The organism is Streptomyces sp. AP-93 (genome assembly GCF_022808175.1).
Classification (GTDB): domain Bacteria; phylum Actinomycetota; class Actinomycetes; order Streptomycetales; family Streptomycetaceae; genus Streptomyces.
Map to the genome: position 1 here is coordinate 348,204 of NZ_JALGBX010000005.1, position 20,772 is coordinate 368,975.

18 protein-coding genes are annotated in these 20,772 nt (G+C 73.4%); 8 read left to right on the plus strand and 10 right to left on the minus strand.

Annotation, left to right across the window (positions count from 1 at the left end; genetic code table 11):
• Positions 1-28: 28 nt before the first annotated feature.
• Positions 29-241 carry a 4-oxalocrotonate tautomerase family protein gene (locus MTF69_RS11360; protein ID WP_243333154.1) on the plus strand — a complete coding sequence of 71 codons (213 nt, stop codon included), beginning with the start codon at positions 29-31 and terminating at the stop codon, positions 239-241.
• Positions 242-249: 8 nt separating this feature from the next.
• On the opposite strand, the gene MTF69_RS42855 is transcribed toward MTF69_RS11360, so the two are convergent.
• The 4 genes from MTF69_RS42855 to MTF69_RS11380 form a co-directional block, all read right to left on the minus strand.
• Positions 250-978, minus strand: a complete 729-nt coding sequence (locus MTF69_RS42855; protein WP_279345600.1) for a metalloregulator ArsR/SmtB family transcription factor — start codon at positions 976-978, stop codon at positions 250-252.
• A gap of 59 nt (positions 979-1,037) precedes the next feature.
• Positions 1,038-2,129 (minus strand): proprotein convertase P-domain-containing protein, encoded by a 1,092-nt coding sequence (locus MTF69_RS11370; protein ID WP_243333156.1) that lies wholly within the window; start codon positions 2,127-2,129, stop codon positions 1,038-1,040.
• Entirely contained in the window at positions 2,075-2,935 is an 861-nt protein-coding gene (locus tag MTF69_RS11375) for an immune inhibitor A (protein ID WP_243333158.1), read from the minus strand. The genes MTF69_RS11370 and MTF69_RS11375 overlap by 55 nt, the downstream gene beginning before the upstream one ends.
• Before the next feature lie 106 nt (positions 2,936-3,041).
• On the minus strand, positions 3,042-3,686 hold the full coding sequence (locus tag MTF69_RS11380) for a response regulator transcription factor (RefSeq protein ID WP_243333160.1): 645 nt from the start codon (positions 3,684-3,686) through the stop codon (positions 3,042-3,044).
• Positions 3,687-3,837: 151 nt separating this feature from the next.
• Between MTF69_RS11380 and MTF69_RS11385 the strand changes: the two genes are divergently transcribed.
• Complete coding sequence (locus tag MTF69_RS11385) at positions 3,838-4,362, plus strand: GNAT family N-acetyltransferase (protein WP_243333161.1); 525 nt, start codon at positions 3,838-3,840, stop codon at positions 4,360-4,362.
• A gap of 279 nt (positions 4,363-4,641) precedes the next feature.
• Here the strand turns inward: MTF69_RS11385 and MTF69_RS11390 are convergent, their stop codons facing one another.
• Positions 4,642-5,994 (minus strand): tetratricopeptide repeat protein, encoded by a 1,353-nt coding sequence (locus MTF69_RS11390; RefSeq protein WP_243333162.1) that lies wholly within the window; start codon positions 5,992-5,994, stop codon positions 4,642-4,644.
• A 139-nt stretch (positions 5,995-6,133) separates the two neighbouring features.
• Here MTF69_RS11390 and MTF69_RS11395 point away from each other — a divergent pair, with 139 nt between their 5' ends.
• Entirely contained in the window at positions 6,134-7,495 is a 1,362-nt protein-coding gene (locus MTF69_RS11395) for a M64 family metallopeptidase (protein WP_243333169.1), read from the plus strand.
• Positions 7,496-7,590: 95 nt separating this feature from the next.
• On the opposite strand, the gene MTF69_RS11400 is transcribed toward MTF69_RS11395, so the two are convergent.
• Positions 7,591-9,147 carry a DUF1349 domain-containing protein gene (locus MTF69_RS11400; RefSeq protein WP_243333170.1) on the minus strand — a complete coding sequence of 519 codons (1,557 nt, stop codon included), beginning with the start codon at positions 9,145-9,147 and terminating at the stop codon, positions 7,591-7,593.
• A 111-nt stretch (positions 9,148-9,258) separates the two neighbouring features.
• Between MTF69_RS11400 and MTF69_RS11405 the strand changes: the two genes are divergently transcribed.
• Both MTF69_RS11405 and MTF69_RS11410 read left to right on the plus strand, forming a co-directional pair.
• Positions 9,259-10,470, plus strand: a complete 1,212-nt coding sequence (locus MTF69_RS11405) for a HAMP domain-containing sensor histidine kinase (protein ID WP_243333172.1) — start codon at positions 9,259-9,261, stop codon at positions 10,468-10,470.
• Positions 10,467-11,138, plus strand: a complete 672-nt coding sequence (locus MTF69_RS11410; protein WP_243333173.1) for a response regulator transcription factor — start codon at positions 10,467-10,469, stop codon at positions 11,136-11,138. Before MTF69_RS11405 ends, MTF69_RS11410 begins: the two co-directional genes overlap by 4 nt.
• A 21-nt stretch (positions 11,139-11,159) precedes the next feature.
• Here MTF69_RS11410 and MTF69_RS11415 read toward each other — a convergent pair whose 3' ends face one another.
• Positions 11,160-11,768: an SGNH/GDSL hydrolase family protein gene (locus MTF69_RS11415; RefSeq protein WP_243333175.1), complete on the minus strand. Its 609-nt coding sequence runs from the start codon at positions 11,766-11,768 to the stop codon at positions 11,160-11,162.
• Positions 11,769-11,989: 221 nt separating this feature from the next.
• Between MTF69_RS11415 and MTF69_RS11420 the strand changes: the two genes are divergently transcribed.
• On the plus strand, positions 11,990-12,382 hold the full coding sequence (locus MTF69_RS11420; RefSeq protein ID WP_243333177.1) for a hypothetical protein: 393 nt from the start codon (positions 11,990-11,992) through the stop codon (positions 12,380-12,382).
• A gap of 6 nt (positions 12,383-12,388) precedes the next feature.
• Here the strand turns inward: MTF69_RS11420 and MTF69_RS11425 are convergent, their stop codons facing one another.
• Positions 12,389-13,081 carry an aspartate/glutamate racemase family protein gene (locus MTF69_RS11425; RefSeq protein ID WP_243333179.1) on the minus strand — a complete coding sequence of 231 codons (693 nt, stop codon included), beginning with the start codon at positions 13,079-13,081 and terminating at the stop codon, positions 12,389-12,391.
• 129 nt (positions 13,082-13,210) lie between these two features.
• Entirely contained in the window at positions 13,211-14,761 is a 1,551-nt protein-coding gene (locus MTF69_RS11430) for a DUF6056 family protein (RefSeq protein WP_243333181.1), read from the minus strand.
• Between the two features lie 267 nt (positions 14,762-15,028).
• On the opposite strand from MTF69_RS11430, the gene MTF69_RS11435 reads away from it, so the two are divergent.
• Positions 15,029-16,573, plus strand: a complete 1,545-nt coding sequence (locus tag MTF69_RS11435; RefSeq protein WP_243333183.1) for a hypothetical protein — start codon at positions 15,029-15,031, stop codon at positions 16,571-16,573.
• Positions 16,574-16,674: 101 nt separating this feature from the next.
• On the opposite strand, the gene MTF69_RS11440 is transcribed toward MTF69_RS11435, so the two are convergent.
• Positions 16,675-18,813, minus strand: a complete 2,139-nt coding sequence (locus MTF69_RS11440; protein WP_243333185.1) for a PIG-L family deacetylase — start codon at positions 18,811-18,813, stop codon at positions 16,675-16,677.
• Positions 18,814-19,447: 634 nt separating this feature from the next.
• Between MTF69_RS11440 and MTF69_RS11445 the strand changes: the two genes are divergently transcribed.
• Positions 19,448-20,671 carry a glycosyltransferase gene (locus MTF69_RS11445; RefSeq protein ID WP_243333187.1) on the plus strand — a complete coding sequence of 408 codons (1,224 nt, stop codon included), beginning with the start codon at positions 19,448-19,450 and terminating at the stop codon, positions 20,669-20,671.
• The last annotated feature ends 101 nt before the right edge of the window (positions 20,672-20,772 follow it).

Here is a 20,772-nt window from a genome sequence, read left to right on the forward strand (position 1 = left end):
CGTCACCGCCACGAGAAGAGGAATCCCCGTGCCGTACGTCAATGTCAAGATCACCCGTGAGGGCGCGACCGCGTCGCAGAAGGCCGAGCTCATCGCGGGCATCACCGACCTGTTGGTCAAGGTCCTCGACAAGGACCCGGCGACCACGTTCGTCCTCATCGACGAGGTCGCTCTGGAGGACTGGGGCGTGGGCGGCGTCCCGACGGACGAGTACCGCCGCCGCAACCGCCCCCGCGGCTGACCTTCGGGTCAGGCCCTGCCCGGGTCCGCCGTGCCCGGGTCCGCCGTGCCCGGGTCCGCCGCCGTACCCGGGTCCGCCCTGCCCCGGTCCGCCGTGCGCAGGTCCGCCGCGCACAGGTCCGGGCCGACGAAGGGCAGCAGCCGCACCGTGGTCCCGCTGGACTCCAGCAGGCCGTCCAGGACGCCCTGATGGACGGCGCACACGACCTCGGGCCGGTCCCGGGCCAGCTCCCGGTACGGGCATTCGTGCAGCAGTACCCGCCGGGTGCCGGGGTCGGGCCCCGGTGCGTCCCCGGGTGCGAAGCCCATCCGGGCGGCCGCGGCGAACACCCGCTCCGCCGCCGGACCGCTCCCGGCCAGCCGGCGCCCCCAGCCGAGGCCGGCCTCGCGGGACGCGCCGGGGCCGCCCCCCACCGCCTCGGCCAGGGCCTGGGCGAGCTCCCGGAAGGGGGTGTCCGCCGATGCCTCCCGGGGATTCAGCCCGATGGCCGCGTACCGCAGTCTGGGGCGGCCCCGGCCCGGCCCGGCCGAGGCGGTGGCCGTGACCAGGCCCGCCTTCGCCAGAGCGGCCAGGTGGTGGCGGACGGTGGCGACCGAAAGCCCCGTGGCAGCGGCCATGTCATCCACGCCCAGCAGGCCGTCCGCCTCCCGCAGCAGGGTCATCAGACGCCGACGCGACGGTACGGCCAAGGCGTGGTGGACACGCTGGGCATCCACACCACGGGGCATTTCGGTCATGACCCAAATATAATCGATGCCCATTGGCTAAAAGAGGAGGGAGGTCCGGTCCGCCGCCCTCAGGTGCCCGTCCGGACGGCCAGGGACCACTCGCGCAGCACCCCGGTGTTCGAGTCGACCGCGTCGGTGATCCTGAGCTTCCAGCTCCCCGGCACGGCGTCGCCGATCAGCGGGGCGAGCAGGGAGGGCGGCTGGGAATCCAGCGTCACCCGCAGGTTCTTGGTGTTGCCGCCCGTGCGGTTGTGGATCACGTCACGGCGGCCGCTGGGGGCCATCAGGACCACGCGCAGATCGCCGATGCGGGGGTGCTCGATGTCGATCGTCACCGTCAGGTCCCGGACCGTGCCCTGGCCCTGGAGGGTGATCGCGTCGGTCAGACCGCCGAAGTCGTCCTCGGGAATGGTGGCGCCGGGCGCCGAGTCACCCGTGACCAGGGTGCCCGCCACGCCCTGCTCGCCCGTCCGGAAGGTGAGCACCGGGCCCGGTGGGGAGGTGGCCGAGAGGGTCAGCCCGGACTCGCTGCCGTCCCACCACAGGGACTCGGGGCGGCTGCTGTGCGAGACGGCGGTGCCCAGGGTGGGTCCGAAGAGGTCCGAGCCGTCGCCCTGGTTCCGGTTGGTCTCCAGGTCCAGGTGGCCGTCGGCCTGGAGGAGCGCGCACTGGTAGTGGCCCACCGGCGTGCCGTTCTGGAACTCGGTCGACCCCTTGATGTCGCAGTGGTGGACGGCGAGCCCGCTGGAGGTGAGCCGGGAGTCGAAGCCCGCGCGGGTGCGGTTCTCGACGAGGTAGTACTCGATGTCGCGCCGCTGCGGGTTCTGGTAGATCAGGGCCTCGTCGTACTCCCCTTGCCGGGCCTCGTAGACGCCGGGCAGCGAGATGTCGACGTCGTGCGTCCAGTGCACGAGGCGCCGCAGGTAGACGCAGACCGCGGACGGGAGGAACCCGTCGCCCAGGTTGTTGCCCGCGGCCATCGCGCAGTATGTGCCCAGTCCCGCGCTGGTGAAGTCGTCGCCCTCGCGCTCGGCCGTTCCGTAGTCGTAGAGGTCCGGCCAGCGGCACAGCAGGTGGCCGCTCTCGTGGCAGAAGGTGCCGATGCTCAGGTCGGAGGCCGTGTCGCCGATGCTCGTGACGGTGTACAAGTCCGTGCGCACACTGCCGATCTGGGCGGGGAAACGGGAGTTGTGCGGCCAGAGGTCCTCCCGGAACTCCGTCCGGCCGCGTACATGATGCAGAGGGAGTCGACGACGCCCCGCCCGAGCGAGTCGAACCGGCTGAAGTCCACGCCGGCGTCGACGGCCGCCTGCAGCGCCTCCGGTACGAGGCGTCCCCGGTTCGCCTTGAGCCCGTAGGCGAGGCGGGGCCGGCTCAAACGCAGCGGGCCGACCACGGTGTTGGTGAAGCGGAGCCGGCCCGTCGACATCGTGCGGAAGAACTCCTTGACCGAGGAGCTGTTTCCGTTCGCCGTGAAATGGGGGCTGTTCAGCAGCGCCGAGACCTCGTCGACGGTGACCTCCGTGGGCTTGTCCGGGAAGTCGACGAGGATCGTCAGCCCCTGGACGTCGCCCTCGCTGAGGACGAAGCCCGGGAGCAGGCCCTCGTTGGGGCCGAAGGTCAGCAGGGTGTCCGGGTCGGTGGTGGCGCGGTCCTCCTCCGGGACCGTCTCCATCAGCCTCTCCTTCACCACGTCCCGCCGGTAGACCTGCCCCTCCCGCAGGCGCCGGGGCAGCCCCTCGGGGGCCGGCCGGGAAACCGGCGTGCCGCTGGAGACGAACCGGCGTCCGGCGCCGCGGCCGTCGGCCTCGGCGAAGCAGTACAGGCCCCGGGCGTCGTCGTAGACGACCGAAAAGCCGTCGAGCGTCTCGTACCGTGCGTACTTGTCGTCGCCGAAGGCGACGAGCCGTACGTCGGCACCCTCCTCCTGGGGGAAGGTGAGGGTCTCGCCGAAGATGCCACTCATCGCAAGGCGCCTCCCGGATCCGGGCACACGAGGGCTGTCGCCTTCAGTGTCCGGTGGAACCCGGGACGGGCACAGGGCAGAAGGACCCACTCCGGGCGGGGCAGGGCTACCCCGGTGAGGAGGATGCCGGGATGAGGTCGTGGATCAGGGCGAAACGCGTCAGGTCGGCCCGCCGCCGCGAGCCGATCTTGTCGCGGAGCCGGTCCGGGTGGGAGTGCGCGGTGTGCTCGCTGATGCCCAGCCGGACGGCGATGCCGTGGTCGGTCTCCCCGTGGGCGACCAGCTCCAGAACCTGCCGCTCGCGGTCCGTGACGTGGCAGGGCGGCGCCGCGTCCGGGACCGGGCCCACCGCGAGATCGGCGGAGACGTACGGGCAGCCGCCGGCGACCAGTCGGATCGCGGCCAGCAGTTCGTGTTCCCCGGCCCGCCGGCTCAGGCAGCCGCGGGCTCCGGCGCGCAGCGCGCCGCGGGCGTCGTCGGGCGGGCCGCAGGAGAGCACCAGGACGGCGAAGCCGAGTCCGGCCAGCCGCGCCACCACCTCCGCCAGGCATCCGGGCGACAGCCGCAGGTCGACGGGCAGGACGTCCCCGGCCCGGGCGTCTCCGCGCTCCAGCGCGGCGCTCACCTCATCGACCGATCCGGCGCCGAGCACGAAGGCCGGGCCGTCGGCCGCTTCGAGCACGCGGGCCACGCCGTGGCGCAGCAGCGGGCAGTCACCGAGGACGGCGACCCGTCCCGCGTCCGCACTCATGCGCGCCCCTCTCCCGGCAGGGGCCCGCGCCCGGTGGGAGCACGGCCCCGCCCCTCCAGTCTTGGCCCTCGGCGGCCGTCCGGCATGCCGGACGGCCCGTACGTCCCCACGCCCGCCCGGGACCGAATCCGTGGACTGTTATCGTCCGGTCATGCCCGAGCTGATCACGCCCACCCCCCGTCTGTACGCCTCCTGGCTCGCCGCGCAGGAGGAATGGGGGCCCGACGCCCACATGGACGGCGCCGGGCTCGGCTCCGACGACGACGTGGACACCCCGGAGGGCTTCGCGGCCTGGACGGAGCGGCTGAGGCGGTACGGGGACCGCTCGCTGCCGCTCGAACACGGACGCGTCCACGCCACGTACTGGTGGATCGCCGAGGGGGACGAGTACCTGGGCGCGATCGACCTCAGGCACTACCTGAACGGCTTCCTGCTCGATGCGGGAGGCCACATCGGCTACAGCGTGCGCCCCTCGGCCCGCCGCCGGGGCCTGGCCACCTGGGCCCTGGGCGAGGTCAAGCACGAGGCCCGGCTGCTGGGGATCGACCGGGTGCTGCTCACCTGTGACCCCGGGAACCAGGCCTCGATCCGCACGATCGAGAGCAACGGCGGCGTGCTGGAAGACGTCCGCGAGACCCTGATCGGCCCCAAGCGGCGCTACTGGATCGACCTCTAAGACTTGATCCGCTATTCCCGTGGGGACGACGGAGTGCAGCCGGGGCGGTTCCTGGGCCGTCCGGCGTGGTCGCCCGGGGGCGGCTCATCCGGGGTCGCTCAGGGCGCTGGTCCGGCATTCGGGGAGCAGAGGCACAGCCCAAACGCTGTGCTGCCGCGTGATCCGTACCGGCGAGCCGGGGACAGACACGATGCGGTTGACTCCCACAGGGCGTCTTCTCGCCCTATCCCTTGCGGGACCTGACGATCGTAGCGGAATTACGGAACTCCTTGAAGCCAGCTACCGCGCCGCCGGACGGTGCGGGAACGCCGGCGCCGCGGGAGCGGGGCCCAGCGTGGTGGTGCCGGGAGCCGCCCGGTGGCCCAGGCCCGTGCGGTAGGCGTCCAGCGCCGCCTCGGTGCGGCCGGCCCGGCGCAGCAGATCGCCCAGGAGCCGGCACAGGTCCGCGAGGTCGCCCGTCGCCCCGCTGCGCTCCAGCAGCGCCAGGGCCTGCACGTAGTGCTCCTCCGCGGCCTCGGGCTCGCCCCTCTCCTCGGCCATGAGGCCGAGGAGCCGGTGCGCGCCGCCCGCGTGGACGGCGCCGTGACTGTCCCCGAGAGCCAGCAGCGCCGAGAGCAGCCCGGCGGCCTCCTCGTACCGGCCGAGCCGGCGCAGTACGTCGGCGAGTTCGACCTCCACCTGGGCGGTGTACAGGGCCGCCCGCCCGGCCGAGAGCATGTCCCGTGCGGTGCGCAGTTCCCGCTCGGCGGAGGCGAGGTCCCCGTTCTGGGCCTGTACGTAGCCGCGCATCCAGTGGCAGTGCGCCAGATCGGTCCGCAGCTGTAGCTGCGCGTAGATCGCCTGGGCCTTGGCCAGGGAGGCGTCGGCGTCGGCCACCCGCCCCTCGGTCAGGAACGTCCGCGCGACCTGCCGGTGCATGCCCGCCACCAGGGCCGGGTCGGTGACCCGGGGGGCCAGTGCCAGGGCGAGCTCGGCGGCATGGGCGGCCCGGGCGTGGGCGCCCATGTCGATGTACGGCCCGATGACCGCGGCGTACAGCAGGAGCAGCGCCTCGGGGTCGGCCAGTCCGGTCGTCCCCAGCTCGTCGATGGTGGATTCGAGCAGGTAGCAGGCGTAGCGCAGTTCCCCGGCCAGCAGGTGCGCCACGGCGCGGCCGCGGATCGGGCGGGCACGGCGGGGGAGCGGCTCGTCGGCCAGCAGTCGTTCGGCCGACTCGAAGTACCCGATGGCGTCGGGGAGTTCACCGGTCTCCAGGGCGCAGTCGCCGAGTCCGAGCAGCGCCCCGACCCGCTCGTCGGCGAGCCCGAGGTCCTCCGCTTCGCCGAGCAGACGCCGGTAGTGGACGGCGGCCTCGCCCGCCGCGCCGGAGGCCAGGAGCTGCTGCGCGTCGGTGAGGGCGAGGCGCAGTTCCGTGGCCAGTCCGGCGGGGCGTCCGGTGGCCAGCTCCTCGTAGGAGGTGCCGAGCCGCCCGGCCAGGAAGCGCAGGGCGGCCTCCGAGGGGCGCACCTTGCCCGACTCCAGGGTGGAGACATAAGCCGGGGTGTACGCAGGCTCCGCCAACTTGCGCTGTGTCAGGCCGAGTTCGGTGCGCATGCGCTGAACCCTGCGGCCGATTTCGGCCGGTTCGTCCATGGGATCCCCCTGGTTGCTCGAACTGCCCAGTATTCAGGGGGAGCAGGGCATTGCGCACCCGTCGCGCGCCACCTAATTTAAGCAACCGATTCAGTGCACTTACGCATCGCTTTAACTCCCTTCACCGCAGGAGGACTTCATGCACCACGTCAGACCCCCGGCGGCCCGGGCGGTCCTGCGGGCAGCCGTCGCGGCGGCTTGCGCGACCGCCGCGTTGCTGGCGGCGGGGCCCGTCCGCGCGGCCGACGCCCCGGCCGCGCCCCGGCTGGTGGTGGAGATTCCGGGACCGGAGCAGGGTGGTGACGCGGGATCGGGCCACGCCCGCGTCCCCGCACGGGCCGGCCAGTCGGCCGGTTCGTCGGGCGCCCGCCTCTCCGAGGCGGAGCGCGCGGCGGACGGCGATGTGGTCAAGCTCGTCGACAACGGCCCCACCGGCGACCGGCTGGACGTGGTCGTCATCGGCGACGGCTACATGGCGGCCGAGCTGGCGAAGTTCCACACCGACGCCCAGGCCAAGTGGGCCGAGGTGACGGCCGTGGAGCCGTACGCCACCTACCGGAACCTCTTCAACGTCTGGGCGGTCGACGCCGTCTCCCGTGAGTCGGGCGTCTCCGGCGACCCCGACCGGTCGGCCGTCCGCGACACGGCCCTCGGGTCGTACTTCTGGTGCGAGGAGATCGAGCGGCTCCTGTGCATAGACCAGCCCAAGGTGGACGCCTACGTGGCGAGGGCGCCGGAAGCCGATCTGGTCATCGTCCTGGCCAACAGCGCCAAGTACGGCGGCGCCGGCTACAACGAGCCCAGCGCCACCCTCGGCTACGAGGGCATCTCCACCGCCTCGGCGGACCACGCCAAGTCGGGCCAGGTCGCCATCCACGAGACGGGCCACTCGCTCGGCAAGCTCGCCGACGAGTACTTCTACCCCGGGGTCCCGGACTACGAGAAGTACACCGGCCCCGAGCCCGCCGAGTCCAACACCTCCAAGCTGTCCGCCGACCGGATGGCCCGCCAGCGTGCCAAGTGGTACCGCTGGCTCGGGGAGCCCTCTCCGGACGGCGGCGCCGTCGGCGCGTACGAGGGCGGCGGCTACTTCGCCACCGGGATCCACCGCCCCACCGACAATTCGCTGATGCGTGTCCTGGGCAAACCCTTCAACCTCCCCGGCGTGGAGGCGATGATCGCCGGCTTCTACCAGCACGCGAAGGCCGTCACCCCGCTCACCCCGACGGACCGCACCCTGCGGACCGCGCACACCGCGAAGGCCGCCGTGCCCCGGCTCACGGGCACCGACGGCCGTCAGCTCCTGGTCCGCTGGTACCTCGACGGCCGCGAGGTCAAGCGCCTGGCCGGCCGGACCGACGTCTCGGTCGCGGAGCTGCGCCTCCCCGACCTCCGCACCCACACCCTGTCCGTCACCGCGGAGGACCGGACCCCCTCGGTCCGCGACCCGGAGATCGCCCGCACGCTGCGCAGCACCGTCGACTGGAACGTCCGCCGGTAGCCGGCGAACGGGCGGGCGGGCGCAGCACACACGACGGCGGCGGCGCGGGAGCCATCGCTCCCGCGCCGTCTCCGGTCGTCTCCGGTCCTCAGCCCCTAGGCCCGCTCGCCCACGGGTACGGCGGCCGGAGCGCCGGCCCGCTCACCGCTCCGCGGCAGGCGGCGCAGCGCAAGGGCCATGGCGGCGACCGCGTACGCGCACAGCACCGCGACCCCGGCCCACCAGGGCAGCGGGAAGTACCCGGCGGAAGGCGCGTAGTGGGCGGTGACCTGCGGATACTCCACCAGGGTCTGCTGGACGGCGAAACCGGCGGCCGGAGTCACCCGGAGCAGCCATTGCGCGAGACCGTCGCTCAGCAGGGGGACGGTGCTCACGGCGTACGGGACCACGACGGCCGAGACGGCGACGAGCACCGCGGGCCAGCGGCGCTTGAACAGCGCACCGAGGGCAAGGGCGAGCACGGCCGTGAGGGCGAGCGCCGCGGCGACACCGACGACCACCCGCGCTCCGGTCAGCGGGGAAAGCCCCACGACGGGAACCCCGTTGGACTTCAGGACCGCGACGCCGACCGGCACCACGATGCCCACGGCGAGCAGCCCGGTCACGAACGTCACGGCCCCCACGACGACGGCCCTCGCCCCGAGCACCGCACGGGTGAGCGGTGCGCCGTCCAGCGGCCGCCGGCTGCCCGACCCGCCACCGGCGAACCGCACCGCCACCACGAGCACGATGAGCAGGGCGAGGCTCAGACCGGTCAGCATCCCCTCCACGGGGCGGCCGCCCGTGGTGGCCGCAGGCCCGATGTCACCGACTCCGGTGACGGTGATCGTGCCGCCTTCCTCCACCGCGCCGGACGCCTTGTGCCGCTTCTCCCAGTCGGTGTTGTTCATCTCGCCGATCGTCTCGGCCCGCCAGCTCCCGCCGGCGGCGGCGCCCTCCAGGCCGATGTGGTCGAAGGAACCGGCGGCCTGGGTGAAGCGCACCTGCTCCGTGGAGCCGCCGAGGCCGACCGGACGCAGGGTCAGGTCTCCGGGAGAGGTGGCGAACATCCCGACCTGCGCGGTCTCGGACAGCCCGGCGAGCTTCACCGCGGCCACCTTCACCCACCGCTCGCCGTCGGAGGACTCGTAGCCCGTCACGGTGTCGCCCGCCCGGGTCAGCCGCAGCCACCGCGGCGACCCGGCCGAGACCGCGGCGCCGTTGACGGAGCTCCCGGCGATGTCGTGACCGTAGTCGTACTGCATCCGCACGCCGTGCTCACCGGTGACCATCAGGGCCGCGTACGAGGATCCCCGGCCGACGCCGTCCTTGACGATGATCCCGGCCTTCGCCCACGGCACCAGGCCCGGGACGATCTGGTCGTGGTGCGGCGGCGGATAGGTGATCGTGCCCGTCATGGACGTCATCCGGACCGTGATGCTGCCCTCGCGCCCCAGATCCCGGTGCATGAAGGCGAACTGGTCACTGACCGCGGTGCCGTCCGGACCGGTGGGGTCGGCCGGGCAGGTGCCGGCGCATGACGCGTGGTTGCCGAAGGCGTAGAGTAGACCGAGGGCGAGGACCATCAGGGCCGCCGTGACCAGGGCGATCAGCCGGGCCGGACGCAGGAAGCGGGTGCACTCCTGTCGGAGGAGTTCGTTGTGTGTGAGCATGCTCCGGTTCTACGCAGCCGCCCGTAACGGGGTCCGAACCGTCGCTGTCATGACGCTGTTAGGTGCCGCGGGGCATGCTGGACCCCATCGGACGGGACGGGGAGAGAAGCCATGGTCGGACTGCGGAGCAGGACCGTCGGACGGCGGTTCGCGATTCTCTACGCCACGGTGTTCCTGCTGTCCGGAATCGGACTGATCGCCCTGATCTACCTGTTCTCCCGCTCCGACATGACGCGGTCCGCTCCCGGACAGCCGCCGCCGGGCGAGCCGGCCACGGGGGTCGCACAGCACGTCCTCGACCTCGAACGACAGCTCGCGGAGGTGCACGCACAGCAGTCCAGGCAGCTCCTGTTCGGCTCGCTGATCGCGATCGTGGTGATGGCGGCCGTCTCGCTCCTGCTCGGCCGGATCCTCGCCGGGCACGTCCTGCGCCCGCTGCGCCTGATCACCGCGGCCACCCGGCGGATCTCCGCCGAGAACCTGGACCAGCGGCTCGCCGTGGCCGGGCCCGACGACGAGGTCAAGGAGCTCGCGGACACGGTGGACGGCCTCCTGGCACGCCTCGAGGCCTCGTTCGCGGCGCAACGACGCTTCGTGGCCAACGCCTCGCACGAACTGCGCACCCCGCTGACGACGATCCGGGCCTCGCTCGACGTGGCCGTGGCCAAACCGCAGCCCGCGGCGCAGACCGTCGCGCTCGCCGGTCGGGTGCGCACCGAACTGGACCGGGTGGACCGCCTGCTGGAAGGCTTCCTCGTGCTCGCCCGGGCACAGCACGGCGTCCTCCCCGACCGGGTCCCCGTATCGCTCGCCGAGCTGGCGGGGGAGGCACTGGCCGCCCGGGCCGGCGCCGTCGCCGAGAAGGACCTGACGGTCGAGGACGAGCTGACGTCGAAGGCGTGGACGCGGGGCAGCCCGGCGCTGCTGTCCCGGCTGGTGCAGAACGTGATCGACAACGCGATCGTGCACAACCAGGAGGGCGGCTGGATCCGCATCGCCACGCAGGACGACGCCGGCGCGGACGACGCACCCCGGGCCCGTCTCGTCGTCGAGACCGGCGGGAGCGTCCTGGACCAGGACCAAGTGGACCGGCTGACGCAGCCGTTCGAGCGGCTCGGCACCGACCGGACCGGATCGCAGGAGAGTTCCGGACTGGGTCTGTCGATCGTCGCCGCGATCGTCTCCGCGCACGGCGGCAGCCTCGACCTCCGCGTCCGGGCGGAGGGCGGACTGAAGGTGACGGCCGCGATGCCGTCGGCGAACGCCTTCGACGGTCCGCATGGGCCGCATGGGCCGCACGGTCCGCACGGGGGGACGGCATGAGGATCCTGGTCGTCGAGGACGCGCGCTCGCTCGCGGAGGTCGTCGCCGAAGGACTGCGCGACCAGGGAATGGCCGTCGACCTCGCCTACGACGGGCTGGCCGCCGCCGCCAAGCTCGACGTCAACGCGTACGACGTGGTGGTCCTCGACCGGGACCTGCCCGGCATCCACGGCGACACGCTCTGCCGGATGATCACGGAGCGGGACGACCGCGCGATGGTCCTGATGCTGACCGCGGCCGGATCGCCCGGCGACCGGGTCAGCGGCCTCACCCTGGGCGCCGACGACTACCTCGCCAAACCCTTCCACTTCCCCGAACTGATCCTGCGCATCCGCTCCCTGGCCCGCCGCAGGCCCGCCGCCCGGCCCCGTACGCTGCGCGCTGCCGGAATCGAACTCGACCCGGTGCACCGCACCGCCCTGCGGGAAGGCGCCCGCCTGGAGCTCTCCGTCAAGGAGTTCGCCGTCCTGGAGGCCCTCCTCCGGGCCAGCCCGGGCTTCCTGAGCGCCGAGGCCCTGCTCGAACAGGTCTGGGACGAGAACGCAGACCCGTTCACCAACACGGTCGCGGTCACCATGGGCCGCCTGCGCCGCAAACTGGGCACCCCGCAGGTCATCACGACAACCCCCGGCGTGGGCTACCGCATCGCGGACCCCGCCTCAGGCTGACCCTCTCCGGAAGCGGACGGCCTAGAGGGGGGTCAGCTCCCCGAGCCCCAGCGTGCGCAGGGTGTGGTTCGCCATCCGCAGGTGACCGACCGCGTTGGGGTGGGCGGCGTCGTCGAGCCAGGAGATCGGGTCCGAGGCGCCGTGGTGCTCCAGCCAGTGGGCCTCGTGGTCCACGAGCAGGGCTCCGGTGTCCTTGGCGATCTCCCGCACGGCCCGGCAGTACGCGGGCAGGGCCGCGCGCCGCTCCCGGCCCGCGAGGCCGACCAGAGCCGGCGTGTGCAGCACCACCTGCGTCCGCGGGTCCACTCCGGCGATGATCCGGTGCATTGCCTCGTGGAACCGGGGCAGTCCCTCCTCGCCGTCGAGGCAGTCGTTGGTGCCGAGGGACACGGACAGCACATCGGGATCGAACCGGCCGATGAGGTGGTCGTGGGCCGCGAGGACGTCGGCCGCGCCCCATCCGGAGACTCCGGTGTTGACCACGACGTCGGTGAGCCGGTCCAGCTGCCACCGGACCCGCTCGTGCACGTGCTCGACCCAGCCTCGGGCCCCGTGCGTGTGCAGCACGGACTGGGTGATGCTGTCCCCGGTCGCCACCCAGGTCATGGGGCTCTCCGTCAGCCGGATCATCGGTGTGTCCCTTCCACGTCCGGTCGCCGCGCGTCTCCGTCGACCGCGGCGCCCCGTCGACAGGCCATGGTGGTGCCCGCCCAAGATCATCCGTACCATGCCCGGCCGCTGCGGCGCTGCCCGGGCCGGCCGCTCCGTATGCCGCCGACGGGACCGCGACGACCGCGACGACCGGGACGGATAATGGCACGGCACGTACCGAGCGGAGAGTTGAAGAAGCGATGACGCTGAAAGAAGGCCGGCGGGTGAGGCTGGCGGCGGACACCCGGCTGACCGACTGGGTCGCGATGACACAGGGTCCTTCGGCGGAGGCCGGTGCCGTCGTCGCGTCGCTGTCCCTGGCGGCGGGTACCGAGGGCACCGTGGTGCGGGTGGTCGAGCACGACCTGCAGACTCCGGAGTCCCGCGAGTACGAGCGGCTCACGTCGCTCCTCGACGCCTTCGGCGCGAGTATGCCGACGGAGAGCAAGAAGCAGCTGGAGGAGAAGGTCGCCGGCCTGGAGCCCGCGTGGACCGCCTACCGGGCGGAGCCGCTCCGGGTGACCGTCCGGGTGCGCTTCGACAACGGATTCATCCTCGACGACGCACGCGAAGACGTCTTCGACCCCGCCTGACGGGCTCTACGGGGCCAGGGCCGCGTCCACCGCCGCCTCAGCGTGCAGGCGGGCGGTGGGGAAGAGCGGTACGGGGCTGTCCGTGGGGCCGATGAGGAGCTCGATCTCCGTGCACCCCAGGACGACTCCCTCGGCGCCCCCGGCGACGAGGTCCTCGACGACCCGGCGGTACGCCGCACGCGATTCCTCGCGGACGATGCCGAGGCAGAGCTCCTCGTAGATCACCCGGTGTACGAGCGCACGCCCCTCGGGATCCGGGACGCGGACGTCGAGCCCGCCCGCGGCCAGGCGGCCCCGGTAGAAGTCCTGTTCCATCGTGAACGCGGTGCCCAGGAGCCCCACCCGGCGCAGTCCGGCGCCGCGGACGGCGGCTGCCGTGGTGTCCGCGAGGTGCAGCAGCGGGACGGAGACGGCCGCCTCGACCGACCCCGCGACCTTGTGCATGGTGTTGGTGCAGATCAGCAGCAGCTCCGCACCCGCCGCTTCCAGCGACCGTGCGGCATCGGCCAGTACCTCGCCGGCTTCCTCCCAGCGGCCCTGGACCTGCAACCGCTCGATCTCCGCGAAGTCCACGGAATAGAGCACGCAGCGGGCGGAGTGGAGCCCGCCGAGGCGCTCGCGGGTCCGCTCGTTGAGGATCCGGTAGTACTCCGCCGTCGACTCCCAGCTCATACCGCCGATCAACCCGATCGTCTTCATGCGTCAAGCATAAGGGGAAGTTAGTTGTGGCCACTCGTGCATAAGTCTGCCTTTGGGTTTACGAAGGTCGGGTCTCCAGTGCGTCGAGAACCCCGTGCGCCGGGGGTCGGCGAGATCGGTCACCCGTGCTCAGCCGCGGTGGATCCGGTCGATGCCGTACCACTTCGACACACAGGAGGCGACCCAGTCCCGCTCGTAGGACCGGGTGAAGAAGGGCTCGGCGAGACTGCCGATGTACAGGGGCTGGTAGGCCACGTCCGTCGCACCCCGCCTGGCCTCGGCCTGGATGCGTGCGTTCTGCGCGTCCCACGCCACCGAGCGGGCGACCGTGGTGGTCGTGAGCCGCTGGAGCTCCGGGACCAGGACGGCCAGCGAAGCCAGCGTGAGGCAGCCCGCCGCCACGGCGCCGGCCAGGAGCGCCGGGCCGGCGCTCGGGTGCTCGCGGAGCCGCCGCCCGCCCCACGCGCCCAGCAGGGCGCCGTAGCCGCAGAGCGCCAGTTCCATCGGCACCAGGTAGCTCGTCCAGGTACGTGCGTACGTCCATCCGGTCGGCCCGTAGCCGCTGCGCAGGCCCACCACCACCGCGAGCGAGCCCAGGAGCACCGCCAGCACCGGGAGCAGCAGGACGGCGATCAGCGTGCCGCGCGGTACGGTCCGGCGCGGCTCCCGCTCCTCGGACACGGGCCCGCCCCGGCGGGCCCTCCCCAGGACCATCGCCAGCCCCAGCAGCACGCCGACGGCCGCGGCTCCGAGGTAGGCCGGACGGCCGGTGATGGAGTCCCACATGCGCAGCCAGTCCTCGAAGACGGCCCGGAGTCCGGTCCCGGACAGCAGGGACTCCTTGGCCGGCTGCTGCGCCCGGCGCCACCGGGCGCCGGGGGAGGTGTAGAGCACGATCAGGCCGGTGACCAGGCCGACGCACCAGACGAGGCACCAGGTGAAGGGACGCCAGTTCTGCGCCGCTCCGAGGCGGGGCAGGCAGATCAGCCCGACCAGCCCCGCGAGGATTCCGCTCACGAGCGCGAACGGCTCGCTCAGGGTGCCGATGGCGAAGGCGATGAGGAACGCGGCGACCATGCCGGTCACCCGGACGGCGGTACGGGGATGGGAGGCGGTCCGCAGGGCCAGCAGGAGCGCCCACACGCCGATGACGCTGGGAACGGTGTGCGAGATCGTGGCGGGGGCCCACAGCAGGGCCTGATAGCTGCGGGGGCCCGTGAAGTAGACCAGTGCCTGGATCACCAGGGCGCAAGCGATCAGGACGGGCAGCCGCGGCCTGCCACCGAGGAACCGGACGAATTCGCGGCCCAGCAGCACGAGTCCCACGGTGAACGAGACGGCTATGACGGTGGGCAGGACCTTGGCCCCGACCAGTCCGTCGCCGTAGACGATCCCGCTCAGGAAGGCGTTGGTGATCCTGCCGTTCTGCGTCATGTAGAAGTCGGAGGTGATGCCGAAGACCCCCATGTCGCGCGACTTCCACGCGGCGCACCAGTCGTCGGACGTGGGCCGCACGTAGAGGCCGAGGAAGCATCCGACGGCGACCAGCGCACCGGCCGCCGCGGCCGCCGCGGCCCCGGTGGCCGCGAAGACTCCGCGCCCGAGCGGACGGCGCCGGCCGCCGGCGTCGTCCCTCACCTTCTCCTTCTCGGTCTCGCCCTGGCACTCGACTGTGCTCATGTATCAGTCCTTCTCGGCGGCATCCGGCCGGGGGAGGCGGCCGACGCGCCCGCCGCCCGCGGTGACCGTGGGGCCTGCGGAAACCCATGATGTGCACGGTCCGCGGCCCCCGGCATCCCGGGTGCGCCGGGACGGGTACGGGGCCACGGGGCCCCTCCGCACTCCCGGGTCACCCGCGCGGCGGGCCTGCCGTGGCGGCCTGCGCAGGACTCTCCCAGGATGGGGAAGCGGGGTCCGCACGCACGCGGGCCGGCGGAGGGAGCGGCGATGCCCGGTGTCCGGCCCGGCCGTTGGGCGGTCGTCACGGCGGCCTTGGCGAGCGTCGCCGTACCCGTGTGCACCTCGGGCCATCCCACTGTCCGGCACCCGACGCACCACGCGGGGCACCCCACCCCGTACCGGGCGGGGAACTCCGGGGACCGGGAAGCCGGGCAGGAGGACGGCGGCCCGGCGCCCTTCGTCATGCCGGCGGGCCACCGGGGCCGTCCCGACGCCGCGCCCGGACACGCCCTCCCGGCGGCGCTCGAGGCCCCCACCGCCGGCCTGTTGTCCAACACGACCGGCGCCGAAGGCGTCTCCCCGTCCGTCGCCGCGGACGCGCGCTACGTCCCGGGGAGCCACGTCCTGCGGCTGGCCTCCGGCCGGTGGATGTACCTTCCCGACGGCAAGGCGGCCTCGACCGTGGTCGCCGCCGGCCATCCGCCCGCCCTGCGGCAGATCGAACGCAGCCGTGCCTGGCTGGCCTCCGGCCGGGTCCCCGGCGCCTCGGCCGACCGGCGTGCGGCGGCCGAGCGTGCCCTGCTGGCCATGCGCGCCCTGCTCCGGCCCAACGGCGCCGTGGCGGCGGGCTGGAGCCACGGCTGGAAGTACTCGTGGCCGCGCGACTCCAGCTTCGCCGCGGCCGCCTTCGCGCACACCGGCCATGACGCCGAGGCCCACCGGATCCTGCGCTACAGCGCCGCGACCCAGCGCGCGGACGGGACCTGGGAAGCGCGTACGAAGCTCGACGGATCCGGGCCGCCCGACGCCAGGAGCCTGCAGCTCGACGCCAACGGCTGGGTGCCGTGGGCCACTTGGCAGTGGTACCAGGCGGCCCCCCGGGCCACCCGCCGGGCCCGGCTGGCCACCCTCTACCCGATGATCCGCAAGGCGGCCGACCACGCGGCGGGCTCTCTGCGGGCGGACGGGCTGCCCCCGGCGTCCCCCGACTACTGGGAGCTGACGACGGCCACCGCGAACATCGGTACGGCCGCACCGCTGCTCGCCGGGCTCAACGCCTCCGCCGACCTCGCCCGCGAGGCGAACCGGCCCCAGGACGCGGCCCGCTGGGCCCGCGCCGCGCGGCGGCTGTCCGCCGCCATCTCCACGCGCTTCCTCCCCCTGGGCTACCAGCGCACCGTCGACGGACGCCACGGGCACGACAGCGCGGTGGCCTTTATGGCGCCGCCCTTCAACGAAGCCCCCGCCGGCCTCGCCGGGGCACTGGACACCACGTACCGGGAACTGCTGCTGCCCAACGGCGGGCTGACTCCCGGGAACGATCCCGGGGCGCGCTGGGGCGCGTACGCCTGGACACCCAGTACGGGCTTCTTCGCGCTCGCCTGGGCCGGCACGGGCCGGCCGGAGAAGGCCGGGCGGGTCCTGGACTGGGTCCTCTCCAAGCGGAACGCGCTCGGCGAACTGCCGGAGAAGGTGGACGGGGCGGGCCGGCCCCACTCGGTCGCGCCCCTGGCGTGGACGGGCTCCATCGTCGTCCTGGCCCTCGTGGCGCTCGACGGCAAGGGGCTCCCGACCCCGCCCCTGCGCCCGTAGCGGGCAGGGCAGGCCGCCGGGCCTGCCGTAGGAACACACCGCGGGGGTTCAGACGGGCTGCGTTCCCTCACACGGTCCGCCGCCGGCGGCGCCCGCACCGCTCATGGCCGTTCCGCGGGACTCGCAGGGCTTTCCGGCTCACGCTCCGGCACATCCTCCGGCGGCGGGACGGCCGGATACCAGGGGGCGGTGGGAGGGTGGCTGCTGCGCAGCTTGGAGGCGCCCCGGGGAGGGGTCGTGACGTGCAGGCCGGCGTCCAGGCCGAGCACGGCGCCGACCGGCGGGCCGTCCTGGGGGGCCAGGGCCGCCGGGGCGCCCGTGTAGTACATCTGGGACTCGTACCAGGACGGTCCGCCGTCCGCGTCCGAGACGCCGGCCGTGCCCGTACCCGCGCGGCCGGCGAGCAGGTCCCCGGCGACGCCGACGGAGCCGTAGCCGCCCTGGCCGCCGACCTCGGTGAGGGGGGAGAACTTCGGCACGGGCCCGTCGGCGGTGGCCAGGCTCGTGGCGACGGTGCCCGTGCCGGGGCGGCGGAAGTACAGGGCGACGCCGTCGCCCTGCGCGCGCGCCGAGAGCGGCCCGGTGGTCGCCGGCAGCCTGGTCGGTACGGGGGCGCCGAACGGCGCGTCCGGTGCGTGCTGGACCCAGGCCAGCACGCTCTGTGCCGTGGCCGCGTACACGTGGCGCCGGCCGGCCTTGTCCGTGGCGGTGACCGGGTCGCCCTGCAGGCCGGAGCCGCCCAGGGACGCCCACGCGCCGAAGGCGCCGTCGGGGGCCGACTGCGTGCTGGCGCGCAGGGTGCGCCGGGAATCGCGTACGTAGACGGTCATCCGGCCGGTACCGTCCAGGGCCACGGCCGGTGCGCTGATCGCCGAGGTGCCGGTCACGTCGTCCGTCTCCGGGGTACCCAGCGACAGCCACGGGCCGAAGGCGCCGTCGGGCGCGGCCTGGACGCAGTACACGAGCTCGCGTTTGTACGCCTTGGGCGTGGCGCCCAGAGTGGTGCGGGTACCGAAGACTCCGACCCTGCCGTCGGGGAGCCGGACCGCCGTCGCCCCCGTGTCCATCCCGGTCCCGGCGAGGAACTCGGGCCCCTGCCAGGGGGCCTTGGGTCCGCTGCGCGTCCAGTGGGCCATCCGGCCGTCCAGCACGGCGAAGGCCCACAGCCGGTCCGATGTGCCCTCGGTCATCCAGGAGCTGGCATCGCCCCGGCTGTAGCGGATGGTCCGGTTCCAGCCGGCGCCGGTGGGCCGGGTGGCCGTCTTGCGATCGCCGCAGCCGGCGGGGCTGCCGCACCAGTTCTGGTGGTCGGTCCAGGCGTAGGTCTTGAGGTAGCCGAGCTTCTCCGCGGCGGCCTGCGGGTCGAGTGCCGGGGGCAGGGCGGTGTTGGGATAGCTCATGTAGTTCTGGACGGAGAAGTGCGGCCGGTCCGTGGACTTCGCGTAGCGTTCGGCCGCGGCCTGCACGAACCGGGCACCGTATATGTGGTCCTGGTGGTCGACGAAGTTGCCGCCGATGCGGGTCCGGCCGGGCGTCGGGTCCTGTGTCCGTATGGTGGTCGGCCGGTACATCGCGAAGATCCCCGCGAGGGCCTCCACGACCTGGTCCTTGTTGTACGAGAACCCGGGCTTGACCGGAGTCCGCGAGCTCACCTGGGCACCCAGGGCGGGGACGCGGCCGTCCCACAGTCCGCGCAGGCTGTTCGGATTGTCCCCCGAGATGCTGCCGGCCTCCCGCAGCTGCATCCACACCAGGTTCACCTCGGGCCGTGCCACGAGGACGTCCACTTCGGCGCTCCCGCCGCCGGCGGTGGGTATGGAGCGGCGCTGCCAGGCGCTGGTGCGGTCGCCGGTGGTCATCTGCGCGTAGGCGGCCCGTATGCCGTTCTGCCGGGCCTCCGCGTAGGCGGCGTGGTCGGCGGGGACGACGGGGTCCTGCAGGTGCGCGCCGTGGGCCTCGTTGTGGCCGTCGGCCTCGCCGGCGGTGAGATAGACGGTGGTGACCTTGATGCCCGTCGATATGGAGCGGCTCAGGTCGGGGTTCATGAAGAAGAGGTCGTCGTCGGGATGCGCGACGACCTGGAGGACCGTGCCCTGGGTCACACTCGGGCGGGGCGCCTCCCCGGGAGCCGCCGGCTCCGACGTGGTTCCGTACCCGTAGGCCCAGGTGGTCACCCCTGCGGCGCCGACGGTGAGCGCGGTGAGTACGGCCGCGAGGCGGGTGCGGCTGGCCAGGGACATCTGCAACGCCTCGGGGATCGGTCGGTCGGGTGCGAAGTTGGGCTGCGGGGCGGGTCGGTGCCCCGTTGGCCCCACCGCTTTCCGGAGACGACCGGGTCCGATTATGCCTCGCGCGCGTGCGCCTGACACACCGTCAGGTCCTTTATCGGTCGACATCGAGTGACTTTCCCCTTATCACCCAAGTTGGGCTTTTTTGTCCATATATGTCAGGCGTGAACTCCCACCCCGTGCCCCGGCGAACCGTGCCGCCCCCGCCGAAGCCGCAGGCCCGGCACATCCGGCTGTTCGCGGAGCCCGTCCCCTGGTGAGCGCGGTGGCGGCCGCACCCCCGGCGCCTGACGCGGAGTCGGCGGCCGGGCCGAAAAGTGTCCCCGGTGGTCGTGCGGGGAGGGTGCCTTCGGTGTGATCGGATCCACACGGCGGGCGTCCTCGCCCGAGGTCCGCGGCGGGGCTGCCCGCCGCGCCGATGCTTCCCGTCTCGAATCCGTCGCGCACTGCGCACCCCCCGCCATGATCAACATACAGGTCCGAGGGGGGCTTGCGACAAGACCCGGGGCGTGTCGAAGAATCGCCCAAGGAAGCCGGAATCGACGGCTATCCGCCTGTGCCGATATACCGATATGGGAGTCACCGAATGCGTGTGGTGTTGTCGACGTACGGGTCGCGCGGGGCCGTCGAGCCGATGGCGGGGCTGGCGGTGCGGTTGCGGGAGTTCGGTGCGCAGGTGCGCGTGTGCGCGCCGCCCGACGAGGAGTTCGCGCTGCGGCTGGCCGGGCTCGGCGTGGAGCTGGTGCCGGTGGGCAGTCCCGTGCGCCCGCTGGTGACCTCGGTGACGCCGGGATCGGCACAGGGCCTTGCGCAGCGGGCGGCGGATCTGATGGCCGCGCAGTTCGACATCGTCGCCGCGGCGGCCGAGGGGGCGGACGCGCTCGTGGCGACCGGTCCCTTGCCGGTCGCCGCCGCCGCGCGGTCGGTGGCCGAGAAGCTGGGCCTGCGGTACGTGCACGCGAGCCACCAGCCGGTCAGCCTGCCGTCGCCCCACCGGCGGCCGCCCGCGCGGCGGGGGCAGCCGCTGCCGCCGACCGCCACCGACAATCAGGCGTTGTGGGACCTGGACGCCCGCATTGCGAACACCATGTTCGGTGAGACGCTGGGCACCCTGCGGGCGGCGGCCGGTCTGGCGCCGGTGGACTCCGTCCGCGACTACGCCTTCACCGCCCGCCCGTGGCTGGCCACGGACCCGTTCCTCTCCCCGTGGCAGCCGACGGGACTCGGCGTGGTGCAGACCGGAGCGTGGTGCGTACCGGACGAACGTCCGCTCCCCGCCGAACTGGTGGCCTTCCTGGACGACGGCCCACCGCCCGTCTACGTGGGCTTCGGCAGTATGCCCCGGGGCGCCGTCGAAGGGGTCGCACCGGCGGCCGTCGAAGCGATCCGCGCGCGGGGCCGCCGTACGGTCGTCTCCCGGGGCTGGGCCGAACTGACCCTGGCCGACGGCCGGGACGACTGCCTCCTCGTCGACGAGGTCAACCACCGGGCGCTCTTCCGCCGGGTGGCCGCCGTCGTGCACCACGGCAGCGCGGGCACCACGACAACCGCCGCTCTCGCCGGCGTGCCCCAGGTGGTGCTGGCCCAGGGAGCGGACCAGCCCTACTGGGCCGGCCGGGTCACCGGCCTGGGCATCGGCGCCGCCCACGAGGGCCCGGCCCCGGCCGCCGAGTCCCTGTCGGCCGCGCTGCACACGGCCCTGGCCCCCGAGACCCGCGCCCGGGCGGCCGCCGTGGCCGCCGCGGTCCGCACCGACGGGACGGCGGTGGCCGCGCGGCTGCTGCTCGAAGGGGCCGCCGGGATCGCCTGACCCCGGCTCCGCCCGGGATCGCCTGACCCCGGCTCCGCCCGGGATCGCCTGACCCCGGCTCCGCCCGGGATCCCGGCGTCGCTCCGTCGCGGTCCTCGGCG